We start from the raw sequence: 13,511 nt of genomic DNA on the forward strand, positions 1-13,511 counted from the left end.
TTCTGCTGCCTGGCGGCCACCCCGCGCTGTCCGGACGTGCTGCGTAATACGGTTGGTACCATGTCGAGTTAGCTGGTGGCTGGGGCGCGGGCGGGGCCGGGGAGGCAGGCCCGCCCCCGACCTCAGAACCAGAAGCGCACGCCGGCGACCCAGCGCGACTCGCTGACGTCTTCGCCGGCATCGCGATGCAGGTCGGCGGTGTTGCCGAAGACGCGTTCGTGGACGAACCCCACATACGGGGCGAAGCGGCGGCTGAACTCGTAACGCAGGCGCAGGCCCGCCTCCAAGCTGCTCAAGCCCTGGCCCACGCCGCGCCGCGGATCGTCATCGGCAACCAGGCTGGCCTCGAGCACCGGTTGCAGGATCAGCCGGTTGGTCAGCAGCACGTCGTACTCGGCTTCAACCACCAGCTCGGCTTTGCGGCTGCCGCCCAGATAGGCCATCGCCGACATCTCGAACTTGTACGGCGCCATGCCCTGGAAGCCGAAGCCGGCGCGGGTCAGGTCCGCTGCGTGCCGGTGGTTGTCATGGCGAACGCCGGCCACCGCATCCCACCACGGCGAGACCGCCCGGCCGTACAGCGCATCGACCGACCAGTCGCCCAGCGCGTTGTCACTGCGGTGACCTTCGCTGCGCAGCCACAGCCGGTTGATGTCACCTCCAAACCAGGCATCGATGCCCCACGCCTGGCCCCCGCCATGGGCGTTGTCCCAGGCTTCCAGCTGGTCGAATACCACCAGGCTGTTGAAGGCGGGGGCGTGTTCCATCGCGTGCGGCTTCATTACCGGAAACGCCGCGGTGAAATCGTCCGGCGTCAGCGCCGGGACCGGTTCACGCGGGGTATCGCTGGCGGCTTTGGGCGGCATCGCATGTCCTGCGTGCGGATCGGCGCCATGCGCGCTGTGATCCATCGCCGACATGTTGTGGCCGGCATGCGGGTCGTCCTTTGCCGCAGGCGGCATCGCGTGCCCTGCGTGCGGATCGGCGCCATGCGCGCTGTGATCCATCGCCGACATGTCGTGGCCGGCATGTGGATCGTTCTTTGCCGCAGGCGGCATCGCGTGCCCGGTGTGCGGATCGGCGCCATGCGCGCTGTGATCCATCGCCGACAGGCCGTGGCTGGCATGTGGGTCGTCCTTTGCCACTGGCGGCATCGCGTGCCCGGCATGCGCATCGTGCGCGCTGGCCTTGGCCTGCGGTTTGCCATGCCCGGCATGCGGATCCTGGGCGAACGCGTTGCCGCTGGTGGCCAGGGCGAGGAACAGCAGGGAGTGGGGAAGTGTCTTCATGCCTCGATCCTCACTTCACGCATCATGCCCGCTTCCATGTGGTACAGCAGGTGGCAGTGGAAGGCCCAGCGGCCCAGTGCGTCGGCGCGGACGCGGTAGCTGCGGCGGGTGCCCGGCGGCATGTCGATGGTGTGCTTGCGCAGCTGGAACTGGCCCTCGGCGTTTTCCAGGTCGCTCCATACGCCGTGCAGGTGGATCGGGTGCGTCATCATCGTGTCGTTGACCAGCACGATGCGCATGCGCTCGCCGTATTTCAGGCGGATCGGCTCGGCGCCGCCGAATGGGATGCCGTCGAAGTTCCAGGCGAACTTCTCCATGTGTCCGGTCAGGTGCAGCTCGATCTCGCGGCCCGGTTCACGCCCATCGGGATCGGCGAACAGCGAGTGCATCGCGCCGTAGGTCAGCACCTTGCGGCCGTTGTCGCGCAGGCCGATGCCCGGATCGTCCAGCTTCGGTTCGGTAGCCGAGGTCTGCATGTCCACCAGTGGATTGCCGGCTTCGCTGGGCTTGTGCTTCGGCGCCTTGTCATCCGCACCATGACCGCCGTGGCCCATCGCCGCACCGCAGCCGCCTTCCATGCCCTTCATGCCCATGTTGGCGCCGCAGCCACCCTCCATGCCGGCGTGTCCGCCGTGATCGCCCATGTCATGGCCCATATCGCTCATGGTCAGCAGTGGCCGTGGGTCAATCGCGGGGATCGGTGCCTGCAGACCCGGCCGCGCGGCCAGCGTGCCACAGGCATAGCCGGTGCGGCCCATGTCCTGGGCAAAAATCGTGAACGCATCCTGCCCGCTGGGCTCGACGATCACATCGAACGTCTCGGCCACCGCGATGCGGAACTCGTCCACGCTCACCGGATGGATGTACTGGCCATCGGCGGCGACCACGGTCATTTTCAGCCCGGGAATGCGCACGTCGAAATAGGTCATCGCCGAGCCGTTGATGAAGCGCAGCAGCACCTTCTCGCCGCTGCGGAACAACCCGGTCCAGTTGCCGGCCGGCGCGGTGCCGTTCATCAGGTAGGTGTAGGTGTGGGCGTTGATGTCGGAGATGTCCGAGGGTGTCATCCGCATCCGCCCCCACATGCCGCGGTCGGCCAGGGTGTCACGCAGGCCGTCGCGGCGGGCGTCACGCAGGAAATCACCGACCGTGCGCTGGTAGGTGTTGTCGTGCATGGCCATTTTCTTCATGCGCCGGTGCAGTGCGGCCGGATCCATATCGGTCCAGTCCGACAGCAGCACCACATGCTCGCGGTCGTAGTGATATGGCGGCGGCGCCAGCGGATCGACGATCAACGCGCCATATAGCCCGGCCTGTTCCTGGAACAGCGAATGGCTGTGGTACCAGTAGGTGCCGGACTGCCTGAGCTGGAAGCGGTACTGGAAGGCCTCACCGGGGGCGATGCCGTTGAAGCTCAGCCCGGGCACGCCGTCCATGTTGGCCGGCAGCAGGATGCCGTGCCAGTGGATGGAGGTCACATCGTCGGTGAGCGTGTTGGCCACACGGATATCGACGGTGTCGCCTTCGCGCAGGCGCAGGATCGGCGCCGGCAGCGAGCCGTTGACGGTGATCGCGCCACGGCTGCGGCCGGTGAAATTCACCGCCGAACGGCCAATGGCCAGGCTCAACCGGGTGCCGCGCAGCTCCACGGGGGGCACGGCCATGGCCGCGGGGGCGCCGGCGAACGCATCGGGGATGCGACCCAGCCCGGCGCCGGCGACCACACCGCCCAGGGCCAGGCCCTGCACGAAGCGGCGCCGCGACAAGGCCGGGCGCGGATCGGAAAGAAAATCGGAGGACATAGGCAACTCCCGCTCACACCGCCACGCATCAACGCGCGGCCGCATGGCCTGAACAGATCAAGAAAGACGTCACGGCGTTGCCATGACGCAGGTGTCCGCTGGGGCGCCAAGGCGCCGGGGTCAGGCGATGGGAGGGCGGTTGAGCTGGGCAGGGGCCGCGTCGTCGCGCGCCTGTGTGGATGCTGATGGCTGCGCGGTTTGCGGAACACCACTGAGAGGCGGCAGGGCCTGCGTCGGCAGCATGTTGCAGTGCTGCATGCAGTCGCAGTGCTTGCCATCGCCGCACAGTTCCATCGGTTGCGGCGCCGTGGTGTCCGCGTGCATGCCGCCTTCATCGTGACAGCAGGCGTGGTCTGCATCCATGGCCATCGTCGTGGCCGGCATCGCCATCGCCGTCGCAGCCCATACCGACCCGGTCGCGCTGGCGATCAGGGAAAGGCAAAGCAGCAGGGGCAGCAGGATGCGGAGCACGGGAACCGGCGCTTGAAACAAGGGCGTAACCATAGCACTCGGCGTTGGCGGCCCGCAGCTCCCGGCGCGAAGGGTGGGGGCGAAGTAGAATCGGCTTCAGCTTTCATTGAAGTGGCGATCCATGTCCCAGCGTCATTGGGTGGCAGCGGCCATCCGCAAGATTGAAGCCGACTACAACCGTTCGGCCGATACCCACCTGATTCCGATGGACCTGCCCGGTTTTCCCGGGATCGAGGTCTATCTGAAGGATGAATCCAGCCACCCCACCGGCAGCCTGAAGCACCGTCTGGCGCGCTCGCTGTTCCTGTACGCGCTGGCCAATGGCTGGTTGCGCGAGGGTTGTCCTGTGATCGAGGCGTCCAGCGGTTCCACCGCCGTGTCCGAGGCGTACTTCGCGCGTCTGCTGGGGCTGCCATTCATCGCGGTGATGCCGGCCAGCACCTCGCCGGAAAAAATCGCCGCGATCGAATTCCACGGCGGCCGTTGCCATCTGGTGCAGCGTGCCTGCGACCTGAATTGCGAATCCGAGCGGTTGGCGCGCGAGACCGGTGGCCACTTCATGGACCAGTTCACCTACGCCGAGCGGGCCACCGACTGGCGTGCCAACAACAACATCGCCGAGTCGATCTTCAAGCAGATGGCCGAAGAGCCGCATCCGGTACCCGAGTGGATCGTCTGCAGCCCCGGCACCGGCGGCACCGCCGCGACCCTGGGGCGTTATGTCAGCTATCGCCGGCATGACACCCGGATCCTGTGCGCGGACCCGGAAGTGTCGATCTTCTACGACGGCTATTGCGCCGCGCTGGAAGGCAAGCCATGGCGTGAACTGACCTGTGCGGGCGGCTCGCGGGTGGAGGGCATCGGCCGGCCGCGGGTGGAGTCGAGCTTCATCCCGACCTGCGTCGATGCGATGGTGAAGGTGCCCGATGCGCTGAGCCTGGCGGCCATGCGCCATGTCAGCGCGACGCTGGGGCGCCGTGTCGGCGGTTCCACCGGCACCAACTTCATCGGCGTGCTGTATGCGGCCCAGCAGATGCGTGCGGCCGGCCGCGAGGGGTCGATCGTCACCATCCTGTGCGACGCGGGCGAGCGCTACGCCCACAGCTACTACAACCCGGACTGGTACCACGCGCAGGGCATCGAGGTGGAGCAGGCCGATGCGCTGATCGCCGCGGCGGTGGCCGGGCAGCCCTTGCCGCCATTGCCTTGTGCGTGGCTGGAACCGTCGCCATATAACGGGTGATCCCGGCAGTGGCCGGGCATGTATTGACGGAGCTCCCGATGACCAACCCGCTACTCGATTTTTCCGGCCTGCCGCGTTTCGATGATATCCGTCCGGAGCACGTCGGCCCGGCCATCGATGCACTGCTGGCCCAGGCCGAAGCAGCGGTGAAGGCGGCGGAAACCGTTTCGCCGCTGAGCTGGGAGGCGTTCGTGGTGCCGCTGGACGATGCCACCGAGCGCCTGTACCGCGCCTGGGGCCAGGTCAGCCACCTGCAGGCGGTGGTGAATACGCCGGAACTGCGCGAGGCCTACAACGCCAACCTGCCCAAGATCACCCGCTTCGGCAGCGCGCTGGGCCAGAACCTGGCGCTGTTCGCGCAATACAAGGCGCTGGCGGCCACCCCGGAGGCCGCCGGCTACGACGCTGCGCGGCACAAGGTGCTGGACAACGCCTTGCGTGATTTCCGCCTGGGCGGGGCGGAACTGGACGAGGCCGGCAAGGCGCGCTTCAGTGCGATCCAGGAAGAGCTGTCGGCACTGTCGGCGAAGTTCTCGCAGAACGTGCTCGATGCCACCGACGCCTTCGCGCTGTACGTGGAAGACGAAAACGAGCTGGCCGGGTTGCCGGCCGAGGTGGTCGCCGCCTGCCGCGCGGCGGCGCAGAAGGAGGGCAGATCCGGCTTCAAGCTCTCCTTGCAGATGCCGTGCTACCTGCCGGTGCAGGCCTATGCCGACAACCGCGCGCTGCGCGAGCAGCTGTATCGCGCCAACGCGGTGCGCGCCTCCGAACTGGGCGATCCGGCGCTGGACAACAGCGGCCACATCGACCGCATCCTCGTCCTGCGCACGGAGCTGGCGGCGCTGCTGGGGTTTGACAGCTACGCGGCCTATTCGTTGGCCACCAAGATGGCCGAGAGCCCGGCGCAGGTGCAGGCGTTCCTGCAGGATCTGGCCGATCGTGCCAAGCCCTATGCGCAGCGTGACCGCGCCGAACTGGACGCCTTCGCCCGGGACGAGTTGGGCCTGGCCGCGCTGGAGGCCTGGGACCTGAGCTACGTCTCGGAGAAGCTCAAGCAGGCCCGCTACAGCTATTCCGAGCAGGAGGTGAAGCAGTACTTCACCGAGCCGGCGGTGCTGGACGGCCTGTTCGATGTGATCCAGCGTCTGTACGGGCTGACGGTGCAGCCCGACACCGCGCCGGTGTGGCATGAGGATGTGCGTTTCTACCGGCTGGTGGATGCCGATGGCACGTTGGTCGGCCAGTTCTATCTGGACCTGTATGCGCGTGAGGGCAAGCGCGGCGGGGCGTGGATGGACGATTGCCGCAACCGCCGCCACACCGCCGCCGGCGTGCAGACGCCGCTGGTGTATCTGGTGTGCAATTTCGGCCGCGGCGCTGCGGGCAAGCCGGCGACGCTGAGCCACAACGAAGTGACCACGCTGTTCCACGAGATGGGGCATGGCCTGCACCAGTTGCTGACCCAGGTGGGGGAGCTGGGCGTGGCCGGCATCAATGGCGTGGAGTGGGATGCGGTGGAACTGCCCAGCCAGTTCATGGAGAACTTCTGCTGGGAGTGGGAGCACGTGCAGGCGATGAGCGCGCATGTGGACAGCGGCCAGCCGCTGCCGCGGGCGCTGTTCGAGAAGATGCTGGCGGCGCGGAACTACCAGAGCGGCATGTTCACCGTGCGCCAGCTGGAGTTTGCGCTGTTCGACATGCAGCTGCACAGCGGCTTCGATCCGGCCGATGACAGCGTGCTGCAGCTGCTCGAACGGGTGCGCCAGGCGGTGGCGGTGAACTTCCCGCCGGCCTGGAACCGCTTCCCGCACCAGTTCAGCCACATCTTCGCGGGCGGCTACGCGGCCGGCTACTACAGCTACAAATGGGCCGAGGTGCTCAGCGCCGACGCCTACGCCGCTTTCGAGGAGGCGCCGGGGCAACTGGCCGATACCGGTGCCCGGTTCCGCGCCGAGGTGCTGGCGCGCGGCGGCAGTCGCAGTGCCGCGGAGAACTTCCAGGCGTTCCGGGGCCGTGCACCGAGCATCGATGCGCTGCTGCGGCACAACGGCATGGCTGCCTGAATCCCACCCTGCGCGCGGCCGGTCCGCGCGCCGCAACCGGCTGGTCAGCGGCGGCGTTGCGCGGCAAGCTGTGCCACCGGACTTCTTCCGTATCGACGCCATGCCCCGGCTTGTTACCCGCATCGCTGCATGTGCCGCCATCATTGGTGTCGTGCTCTGGTTCCAGCCACGCATCAACGAACCGGCCGCCCAGGTCAGCAACGGCCTGAACCTGCGCAGCGCGCCGGACGCGCGTGCCGAACGGCTGGCGGTGCTGCCGGTGGGCACGACGGTGGAGGTGCAGCGCTGCCTGGATGACCTGCAGTGGTGCAACGTGCGGGCGGGCGGCAAGAGCGGCTGGGTCGCGGCCGATTACCTGATCGCGCGCAGTGACGGCAAACGGGTCCGGTTGGCAGAGGCCGGCAAGGAGCTGGGGGTGGTGATCGAGACCGCGCGCCCCGGTGGTTGAGCGCCGGCGGCACCGGTCAGTGCAGCGTGCAACCCGCCGACGGGATTTCATTTCTCCGCAACCACATAAAAAAACAGCCGCTTTCGCGGCTGTTTTTTTGGCATCAATACCTCAGCGGCTTCACACCCGGCCGAAGATCAGCGTGGCGTTGGTACCGCCGAAGCCGAAACTGTTGGACATCACCGTATCCAGCGTCGCGTCCCGGGTCTGGCGCAGGATCGGGAAACCTTCCACGCGCTCGTCCAGGGTTTCGATGTTGGCCGAGCCGGCCATGAAGCCGTCGCGCATCATCAGCAGGCAGTAGATCGCCTCGTGCACGCTGGCCGCGCCCAGCGAGTGGCCCGACAGCGCCTTGGTCGAGGACAGGGGCGGTACCGACTCGCCGAACACCTCGCGCACCGCACCCAGCTCGGTCACATCGCCCAGCGGGGTGGAGGTGCCATGGGTGTTCAGATAGTCGATCGGACGGTCCAGGCCTGCCATCGCCATCTTCATGCAGCGCACCGCGCCTTCACCGGACGGCGCGACCATGTCGGCGCCGTCGGAGGTCACGCCGTAACCGACCAGCTCGGCGTAGATCTTCGCGCCACGGGCGATGGCGTGGTCATAGTCTTCCAGCACCAGCATGCCGCCGCCACCGGCGATGACGAAGCCGTCGCGGTTGGCGTCATACGGACGCGAGGCGGTGGCCGGGGTTTCGTTGAAACCGGTGGACAGCGCGCCCATGGCGTCGAACATCACGCTCATCGACCAGTGCAGGTCCTCGCCGCCACCGGCAAACATCACGTCCTGGGCGCCGTGGCGGATCAGGTCCGCCGCCGCGCCAATGCAATGGGCCGAGGTGGCGCAGGCGGCCGATAGCGAATAGCTCAGGCCCTTGATGCTGAACGCGGTGGCCAGGTTGGCCGACACGGTCGAGCACATCGTGCGCGGCACCATGTACGGGCCGACTTTGCGCACGCCGCGGTTGCGCAGCAGATCGGCCGCTTCCACCTGCCATTCGCTGGAGCCGCCACCGGAGCCGGCGATCACGCCGGTACGCACGTTGCTGACCGTCGCCTCGTCCAGGCCGGCATCGGCGATGGCATCGCGCATGGCCAGGTAGCTGTAGGCGGCCGCATCGCTCATGAAGCGCTTGAGCTTGCGGTCCACCTGCGCGGTCAGGTCGATGTCGACCTTGCCGCCCACCTGGCTGCGCAGCCCGGCTTCGGCGTGGTCGGGCAGGGCGACGATGCCGGGGCGGCCTTCGCGCAGGGCGCTGGAGACGGTGTCCAGATCGTTGCCCAGGCAGGAGGTGATGCCCATGCCGGTAATGACGACGCGACGCATCAGAAGCTCTCCGTCGAGGTGAACAGGCCGACCTTCAGGTCCTTGGCGGTGTAGATCTCGCGCCCGTCCACCAGCATGCGGGCATCGGTCTGGGCCATCACCAGTTTGCGGTTGATCACGCGGGAGACATCGATTTCGTACTGCACCAGCTTGGCGCTGGGCAGCACCTGGCCGGTGAATTTGACCTCGCCACAGCCCAGCGCACGGCCGCGGCCTTCGGCGCCCAGCCAGGTCAGGTAGAAGCCGGTCAGCTGCCACATGGCGTCCAGTCCCAGGCAGCCGGGCATCACCGGATCACCGATGAAGTGGCAACCGAAGAACCACAGGTCCGGGCGGATATCCAGCTCGGCGCGGATCAGGCCCTTGCCATGGGCGCCACCGTCCTCGCGGATGTCGGTGATGCGGTCGAACATCAGCATCGGGTCGTTGGGCAGGCGGCCCTTGTTGGGGCCGAAGAGTTCGCCGCGCGCGCTGGCCAGCAGCTGGTCACGCGAGAACGTATGCAGACGGGTCATCCGGGGTAATCCAAAGCCAGGAGCGAGTCGCCGAGCATGCGGCAGCAGCAGCGTTCAATCAAATGTTTTAACTGGACGGTTGCGTATGTTCGGCGCAGTTAGCAGCCGTTCGAGGGCTGTTGCGAGTCGTTTTAAAATGCACAATTGTGAGGACAAGTGTGCATTTAGCGACAGCAGCTATCATGTTGGCGACCGTTCCGGACTGTTGTCGTGGCCCAGCTTCGCAAGATCATCCATGTGGACATGGACGCCTTCTATGCGTCGGTGGAGCAGCGCGATGACCCCGGATTGCGCGGGCGGCCGGTGGTGGTGGCGTGGAAGGGGCCCCGGTCGGTGGTCTGTGCGGCCTCCTACGAGGCGCGCACCTTCGGGGTGCGCTCGGCGATGCCGGCGTTGCGGGCCGAACGGCTGTGCCCGGACGCGGTGTTCGTGCCGCCGGACTTCGCCCGTTACAAGGCGGTGTCGCGGCAGATCCGCGCGATCTTCCTGCAGCACACGCCGCTGGTGGAACCGCTGTCGCTGGACGAGGCCTATCTGGATGTGACCGCCTCGCCCAGCTGCGGCGGCATCGCCACCGACATCGCCCGCCTGATCCGCGCGCAGATCCGCGAGACGACCGTGCTGACCGCCTCGGCCGGCATCGCCCCGAACAAGTTCCTGGCCAAGATCGCCTCGGACTGGCGCAAGCCCGATGGCCAGTTCGTGGTGCCGCCGTCCAGGGTGGAGCAGTTCCTGACGCCGTTGCCGGTCAACCGCGTGCCGGGCGTGGGCAAGGTGATGGAAGGCCGGCTGGCGGCGCTGGGGATCGCCACCGTCGGTGATCTGCGCGGACTGCCACTGGAGCAGCTGCAGGCGCTGTTCGGCAGTTTCGGCGCCCGACTGTACAAGCGGGCGCGTGGGATCGATGAGCGCCCGGTGGAACCGGACCAGCCGGTGCAGTCCATCTCCTCGGAGGACACGTTTGCCGAGGATCTGCCGCTGGGCCAGTTCGACGAGCTGATCACCCAGCTGGCCGAGCGCACCTGGCGCGCCACCGGACGCACCGAGCGGATCGCCCATACGGTGGTGCTCAAGCTCAAGACCGCGCAGTTCCGCATTCTTACCCGCAGCTTCACCCCGGACTCTCCGCCTGGCTCGGTGGAGGAGCTGCGCGATATCGCCCTGGCGCTGTGCCAGCGGGTGCAGCTGCCGCCGGACACGCGCTACCGGCTGGTGGGGGTGGGCCTGTCCGGCTTCCGTGATCGTGCCGAGGTGCTGCTGCAGGGCGATCTGTTCCGCACCCCAGCGCTGGACTGAGCACGTCAGGCACTGTATCGGGGCGCCGCTACAATCGACGGTTTTCTGCGTGAGGAGTGTCAACAACGTGGCCACGTCAGCGGTGATTTTCGATCTGGACGGAACCCTGGTGGACAGCGCCGGCGATATCGCCGAGGCGGTCAACCGCTGTCTGGAGGAGCTGGCGCTGGCGCGCGTGCCTGAGGCGCGGGTGCGCAGCTGGATCGGCGAAGGCGTGCGCAATCTGGTGGCCACCGCACTGAAGCACGCCGGCAGCGACCGCCCACTGGAAACAGTGATGCCGGCCTTCATGCGCCACTACCACGCCTGCCTGCTGCGCAGCCCGCGCCTGTATGCCGGCGTGCCGGAAACGCTGCAGGCGCTGCGCGCACGCGCCCTGCCGATGGCGATCTGCACCAACAAGCCGGCGGCGTTGGTGCCGCCGCTGCTGGCACATCTGCGGATCGCGGAGTTCTTCAACCATATCGTCGGCGGCGACAGCCTGCCGCAGCGCAAGCCTGCGGCCGAGCCGCTGTTGCACGCCGCCGCATTGCTGGGGCAGCCGGCCGGTACGTGCCTGATGGTGGGCGATTCGGCCACCGATCTGGGCGCGGCCAACCACGCGCACATGCCGGTGGTGCTGGTGCGCTACGGCTACCCGCGGGATCTGGACCTGGATGCGGCCGGCGCACTGGCGGTGATCGACGATCTGCGCGAGCTGTTGCCCCTCGTCTGAGCGGCTGCTTCGCGGCACCGGGTTTTCGGGGCAGTCGCTGCAACAAAAATGCCCCGGTGCGAACACCGGGGCATCGTCGTATCAGCGGAGTGCTCCGCCTCAGTTCTTGCTGTTGTAGCGCAGGGTCAGCTGGTACTCGCGGCCGGGCTGGTTGTACCAGGCCACGGTTTCATAGTCGCGGTCGAACACGTTGGCGGCCTTGGCCTGCAGGCTCCACTCGGCGTTGATTGCGTATTCCACTCGGACATCGACGGTGCCGTAGCCGGCCAGACGCACGCTGTTGGCGGCGTTGTCGAAGCGGTGGCCGCTGCCGGCCGCGGTCACGCCCAGGCGCAGCGGGCCGAAGCTCTTGTCCACGTCCAGGCGGCCGCTGGTGCGCGCGCGGCGGGCCAGCAGGTTGTCGTAGGTGGCCGCGCCGGCGGTGTGGTCGCGCGGGTCGGTGAAGCTGGCCTGGGCGTTGAGGTCGAAACCGGCCAGCGACAGGTAGCCGGTCAGCTCGGCGCCGCGGATGCGGGCTTCGGCCACGTTGACCAGATCGAAGTTGCTGTCATAGCCGATCAGCTGGTCGATGCGGGTTTCGTAGGCGTTGAAGGTCCAGTTCCAGGTGTCGGCGTACTGGGCGATGCCGAGGTTCAGGCTCTTGGATTCTTCCGGCTTCAGGTCCGGGTTGCTGAAGCCCGGGTAGTACAGGTCGTTGAAGGTCGGTGCCTTGAAGCCGGTGCCGGCGCTGGCGGTCAGGCGGAAACCATGACCGAAGGCAAAGCCGTAACCCAGGCTGCCGGTGGTGTGGTTGCCGAACTGCTCGTTGTCGTCGTTGCGCACGCTGGCCTGCAGCGAGTGCGCGCCAAAGCCGCCCTGGTATTCGACGAACACGCCGGTGTTGTCGCGGTTGTCCACATCGAACGCGGTGGTGCTTTCAATCTGGTCCTGCTGCCAATCGGCACCGGCGCTGATCTGCTGGCCTTCGCCGAACTTGATGTCGCCTTGCACGGCGGCGGTGTCGCGACGGGTGTTGAACACGCTGGCCAGGGTGCGCGCGCCGCCGGCCGCGAAGTAGCTGTCGGCCTGGTCGTTGCTGCGGCCGAGCTGCGCGCTCAGACGGAAGCTGTCCGAGGGCGCCCATGCCAGCTTGCCCCCGTAGACCTGCTGGCGGTTGTCGGCTTCGTTGCCGCCGAAGATGCTGCCGTCGTACTCGTTGAAGCTGTCCGAGTTCAGCATGTGGCCTTCCAGGCTCAATGCCTCGCTCAGCGCATAACCGCCGCGCACGTTGATCGAGGTGTTGCGGTAGCCGTCACGGTCCGGCTCATCGGCATAGCAGCCCGCGCCCCAGCCGGCGGCGGTGCCGCGGCAGGCGTTGATGCCGTCGGTGCTCTGGTAGCCGCCCTGGGCGGAGATCCAGCCGCGTTCGCCGCGGTTGCTGAAGCCGGCACTGGCCTGGCGCAGGTTGTGGCTGCCGGCGGTGAGCGCCAGATTCTGCTGCAGGCCCTGGCCGGCGGCGCGGGTGAAGATCTGGATCACGCCGCCAATGGCTTCGGAGCCGTACAGGCTCGAACGCGGGCCGCGCACGATCTCCACGCGCTCGATCTGGTCGACCGGCAGGTCCTGCAGGGTCGGCATGCCGTTGGTGGCCGAACCGATGCGCACACCGTCCACCAGCACCAGCACCTGGTTGGAGTTGCTGCCACGCAGGAACAGCGAGGTGATCTTGCCGGCGCCGCCCTGGTTGGCGAAATCCAGGCCGGCGCGGCCGCGCAGCAGTTCCAGCAGCGAGCTGGCCTGGCTGCGGTCGATCTGCACGCGGTCGATCACCTGCACCGGCACCACGCTGTTCTCGATCGAGACCGGGGTACGGGTGGCGGTGACGGTGATGTCATCGAGTCGGGTCGGAGCCGGCTCGGTCGGTGCGTTCTGCGCGGCGGCAACGCCCGGCAAGGCCAAGGCAAGGGCGAGGGAAAGGGTGTGGTAAGACAGTTTCATGGAAGCTCCTGGACCTGCGCGCTCCCGCGCAGGCGGATGGGGAAGGCTGCCAGAAGAGGGAAGAAGACGGAGGTCGCGCACACGGCGCTACAGCCGCCGCCATGCCCTCCGCATCGCAACCAGTCGGCTTCCGGGCCGGTCTCCGGACTCGCAGGCGAGGCAGCCGAGGCTGCTTCCGACCAGGCGCCTTCCCGTGCCATGCACAGTGGCGGTGTTGCCTGGTCTTGTCCTGCTTACCGTTGCGGGGGCAGTGCCGGAATGGCGGACGGCTGGAATTCCAGCAGGGCGCGGCACCGGCTTCCCGTTTCAACCGTCCGGCAAGGCCGGCCGGTCACCCGAAAGTGCGCGCATTCTATGCGATCA

11 protein-coding genes and 1 riboswitch are annotated in these 13,511 nt (G+C 67.5%); of the genes, 5 read left to right on the forward strand and 6 right to left on the reverse strand.

The window, feature by feature from the left end:
* Nucleotides 1–122: 122 nt before the first annotated feature.
* The 3 genes from ACVOMH_RS13695 to ACVOMH_RS13705 form a co-directional block, all read right to left on the reverse strand.
* A complete protein-coding gene (locus ACVOMH_RS13695; protein ID WP_481552316.1) occupies nt 123–1,289 on the reverse strand; it encodes a copper resistance protein B in 1,167 nt (388 codons plus the stop codon).
* The gene (locus tag ACVOMH_RS13700) at nt 1,286–3,091 is read right to left on the reverse strand and encodes a copper resistance system multicopper oxidase (RefSeq protein ID WP_481552317.1); all 1,806 of its coding nucleotides are present in this window, start codon (nt 3,089–3,091) and stop codon (nt 1,286–1,288) included. The genes ACVOMH_RS13695 and ACVOMH_RS13700 overlap by 4 nt, the downstream gene beginning before the upstream one ends.
* Before the next feature lie 120 nt (nt 3,092–3,211).
* Nucleotides 3,212–3,583 carry a CopL family metal-binding regulatory protein gene (locus ACVOMH_RS13705; RefSeq protein ID WP_158499987.1) on the reverse strand — a complete coding sequence of 124 codons (372 nt, stop codon included), beginning with the start codon at nt 3,581–3,583 and terminating at the stop codon, nt 3,212–3,214.
* 100 nt (nt 3,584–3,683) lie between these two features.
* Between ACVOMH_RS13705 and ACVOMH_RS13710 the strand changes: the two genes are divergently transcribed.
* The 3 genes from ACVOMH_RS13710 (at nt 3,684) to ACVOMH_RS13720 (ending at nt 7,316) form a co-directional block, all read left to right on the forward strand.
* Nucleotides 3,684–4,805 (forward strand): PLP-dependent cysteine synthase family protein, encoded by a 1,122-nt coding sequence (locus ACVOMH_RS13710; protein ID WP_481552318.1) that lies wholly within the window; start codon nt 3,684–3,686, stop codon nt 4,803–4,805.
* Between the two features lie 38 nt (nt 4,806–4,843).
* A complete protein-coding gene (locus tag ACVOMH_RS13715; RefSeq protein WP_481552319.1) occupies nt 4,844–6,868 on the forward strand; it encodes a M3 family metallopeptidase in 2,025 nt (674 codons plus the stop codon).
* Between the two features lie 100 nt (nt 6,869–6,968).
* Complete coding sequence (locus ACVOMH_RS13720) at nt 6,969–7,316, forward strand: SH3 domain-containing protein (protein ID WP_083468512.1); 348 nt, start codon at nt 6,969–6,971, stop codon at nt 7,314–7,316.
* Between the two features lie 120 nt (nt 7,317–7,436).
* Here the strand turns inward: ACVOMH_RS13720 and fabB are convergent, their stop codons facing one another.
* Nucleotides 7,437–8,645 carry a beta-ketoacyl-ACP synthase I gene (gene fabB, locus ACVOMH_RS13725; RefSeq protein ID WP_481523254.1) on the reverse strand — a complete coding sequence of 403 codons (1,209 nt, stop codon included), beginning with the start codon at nt 8,643–8,645 and terminating at the stop codon, nt 7,437–7,439.
* Nucleotides 8,645–9,160, reverse strand: a complete 516-nt coding sequence (gene fabA / locus ACVOMH_RS13730) for a 3-hydroxyacyl-[acyl-carrier-protein] dehydratase FabA (RefSeq protein WP_481523255.1) — start codon at nt 9,158–9,160, stop codon at nt 8,645–8,647. Before fabA ends, fabB begins: the two co-directional genes overlap by 1 nt.
* A 210-nt stretch (nt 9,161–9,370) precedes the next feature.
* On the opposite strand from fabA, the gene dinB reads away from it, so the two are divergent.
* A complete protein-coding gene (gene dinB, locus ACVOMH_RS13735) occupies nt 9,371–10,456 on the forward strand; it encodes a DNA polymerase IV (RefSeq protein WP_481552320.1) in 1,086 nt (361 codons plus the stop codon).
* 49 nt (nt 10,457–10,505) lie between these two features.
* Nucleotides 10,506–11,171: a phosphoglycolate phosphatase gene (gene gph / locus ACVOMH_RS13740; protein ID WP_481552321.1), complete on the forward strand. Its 666-nt coding sequence runs from the start codon at nt 10,506–10,508 to the stop codon at nt 11,169–11,171.
* A gap of 99 nt (nt 11,172–11,270) precedes the next feature.
* Here the strand turns inward: gph and btuB are convergent, their stop codons facing one another.
* The gene (gene btuB / locus ACVOMH_RS13745; protein WP_481552322.1) at nt 11,271–13,148 is read right to left on the reverse strand and encodes a TonB-dependent vitamin B12 receptor; all 1,878 of its coding nucleotides are present in this window, start codon (nt 13,146–13,148) and stop codon (nt 11,271–11,273) included.
* A gap of 116 nt (nt 13,149–13,264) precedes the next feature.
* A riboswitch (cobalamin riboswitch) is annotated at nt 13,265–13,502 on the reverse strand.
* Nucleotides 13,503–13,511: the final 9 nt, after the last annotated feature.

The organism is Stenotrophomonas sp. STEN013 (assembly GCF_056760355.1).

Bases quoted from the DNA above. Each gene is read 5' to 3' on its own strand.
- ACVOMH_RS13695 (WP_481552316.1), bottom strand. From the start codon at position 1,289: ATGAAGACACTTCCCCACTCCCTGCTGTTCCTCGCCCTGGCCACCAGC.
- ACVOMH_RS13700 (WP_481552317.1), bottom strand. From the start codon at position 3,091: ATGTCCTCCGATTTTCTTTCCGATCCGCGCCCGGCCTTGTCGCGGCGC.
- ACVOMH_RS13710 (WP_481552318.1), top strand. From the start codon at position 3,684: ATGTCCCAGCGTCATTGGGTGGCAGCGGCCATCCGCAAGATTGAAGCC.
- ACVOMH_RS13715 (WP_481552319.1), top strand. From the start codon at position 4,844: ATGACCAACCCGCTACTCGATTTTTCCGGCCTGCCGCGTTTCGATGAT.
- ACVOMH_RS13720 (WP_083468512.1), top strand. From the start codon at position 6,969: ATGCCCCGGCTTGTTACCCGCATCGCTGCATGTGCCGCCATCATTGGT.
- fabB (WP_481523254.1), bottom strand. From the start codon at position 8,645: ATGCGTCGCGTCGTCATTACCGGCATGGGCATCACCTCCTGCCTGGGC.
- fabA (WP_481523255.1), bottom strand. From the start codon at position 9,160: ATGACCCGTCTGCATACGTTCTCGCGTGACCAGCTGCTGGCCAGCGCG.
- btuB (WP_481552322.1), bottom strand. From the start codon at position 13,148: ATGAAACTGTCTTACCACACCCTTTCCCTCGCCCTTGCCTTGGCCTTG.